General features: G+C 67.4%; 2 protein-coding genes and 1 tRNA gene. 1 reads left to right on the forward strand and 2 read right to left on the reverse strand.

Going from position 1 to position 2,066, the window contains the following annotated elements:
- Positions 1-50: 50 nt before the first annotated feature.
- A tRNA-Gln gene (locus CCL05_RS41795) sits at positions 51-123 on the reverse strand.
- Between the two features lie 8 nt (positions 124-131).
- Positions 132-1,004 carry a hypothetical protein gene (locus tag CCL05_RS41800; protein WP_086565768.1) on the reverse strand — a complete coding sequence of 291 codons (873 nt, stop codon included), beginning with the start codon at positions 1,002-1,004 and terminating at the stop codon, positions 132-134.
- 168 nt (positions 1,005-1,172) lie between these two features.
- On the opposite strand from CCL05_RS41800, the gene CCL05_RS41805 reads away from it, so the two are divergent.
- Positions 1,173-2,066, forward strand: an 894-nt coding sequence (locus tag CCL05_RS41805; protein WP_244204597.1) for a sensor histidine kinase, incomplete at its 3' end; no start/stop codon positions are given.

Below are 2,066 nucleotides of genomic sequence, written 5' to 3' on the forward strand. Positions count from 1 at the left end.
AGCTGCACGGTGTGGGGCCTGGCATTCCTGTCAGGCCCCACACCGTGCAGCTCCGCCAGCTGGATTCGAACCAGCACTACAGGGCTTCAAAGGCCCGCGGGCTACCAGTTACCCCATGGCGGATGGCTGCATCAGACCTTACCTGAGGAGACGGATGCGGTGATCCCGGAGACCATTCCATGCCACCAGCCCTCGATTCGACGGTACAACTCGGCGCCTTGGCTGACGCGGATGACGAGACAGCCCCGATAGCTCTCGCCCACGTTCTTGCGGACGGTCTTCGGGTTGTGCTTCTTGATCGTCGTCTTTTGGAGCGTGGAGACGTCAATGCCCACCAAGTTGGCCCAGTAGCACTCGGCGCCCTCGACGTCTGCTGTCATGTGGATCATTACGCGATATCGCAGACGGTCCCGCTCGACACCAAGCAGGTTCAGCCAAGCAAGGTAGAGCCGGATCACCCCGGGGTCGCTGTTGACGAAGAGGACATTCTCCCGACGGTCGTAGGGTTTGTCCTTGGAGCCCTCGGCCCAGTACAGAGCCACGCCGGCCATGAACAGGTCGCGCGCCGACAACTCGCCCATCTCCTTCGCTGCGGCTTCCTTGGTTCGCTGCCGCTCCTCATCCCGGATCGCCAGCTCGTGCTCCCAGCGTTTCCGCGCTGCCAACTTTGCTTGCTCCGTTGGGTCGCGGCGCTCTGGCTTCGGCAGATCCCGTACCCACAGCGAGATCGAACTCTTCGAGCACCCCAGCTCCACCTGGATCTGGTCGTACGTCCAGCCCTGGAGTCGGAGCTCCCTGGCCCGTTCGCGTAGGTCGTCCTTCGCGTTCGGGCGTTTCGTCCATTCCGGCGGCGGCTCGCCCTCCAGCAGGCGGTTGAGGATGTCGTTGTTGTCGACGTGCAGTCGGTCGCGGATCTGGCGTCGGCTCAGCCCTGCGCGTCGCAGCGCCACCGCCCTCTCCCGTAGTCCCTCGAAGTCGGCGTATTTGCCTGGGGCATGTGTCATACGCATACCGTCCGGGCGGAATGGAGGATTCCGGGGTCGAACGGTGAGCGATTCAGCAGTTCGAGGGATATCGGGCCGTATCGCAGCCGAACGGTCACGGAGTGTGGTCTGGGCCAGTGCGGGAAACTCGCCGGAAAACCGGCGCAGGCCGCCCGTAGGCTGGGAGGCATGACCGCGACGGGGGAAGACCATGTGACGGCCCGGGGAGGGCCGTGGTGGTGGGCCAGGCGGCGTAGTGCCGTGTTCGATGTGAGCCTGGCCGTGGTGTCCGCGCTGGAGTGCGGGCTGGAGGGAATTCCGTTCGCCAGGGACGCGGGGGTCCCGGTTGCCGCGGGGGTCGTTTTCGGCCTGCTGGCCGGTTCCGTGCTGCTCGTGCGGCGGCGGTGGCCGATCGCCGTCGTGCTGGTCTCGATCGCCATCACGCCGGCCGAGATGGGTTTCCTGATGGGCGTGGTCGGCCTGTACACGCTGGCCGCAGCCGAGATGCCCCGGCGGATCATCGCCTCGCTGGCGGGGATGTCGCTGGTGGGGACGTTGATCGTGACGTTCGTGAAGACGCGGCAGGACGTGTCGCGGGGGGATCTGGACCTGGGGGACTGGTTCGTTCCCTTCGCCGCCGTGACGATGTCGCTGGGCTTCACGGCGCCCCCGGTGCTGCTGGGTCTGTACGTGGGGGCGCGGCGGCGGCTGATGGAGAGCCTGCGGGAGCGGGCGGACAGTCTGGAGCGGGAGCTTCAGCTGCTCGCGGAGCGTGCGGAGGAGCGGGCCGAGTGGGCCCGGAACGAGGAGCGGACGCGGATCGCTCGGGAGATGCACGACGTGGTCGCGCACCGGGTGAGCCTGATGGTCGTGCATGCGGCCGCGCTGCAGGCAGTGGCGCGGAAGGATCCCGAGAAGGCGGTCAGGAACGCCGCGCTGGTGGGGGACATGGGGCGGCAGGCGCTGACCGAGTTGCGGGAGATGCTGGGGGTGCTGCGCAGTGGTGGGGAGCCGCGGCAGCCACTCCCACCGCCGCCAACGGCACCGAGGCAGCACGCTCACGCCGCGGCTCCCCACCACTGC

The sequence above is a fragment of the Streptomyces africanus genome (assembly GCF_002150735.1).
In the GTDB taxonomy this organism is placed as follows: domain Bacteria; phylum Actinomycetota; class Actinomycetes; order Streptomycetales; family Streptomycetaceae; genus Streptomyces; species Streptomyces africanus.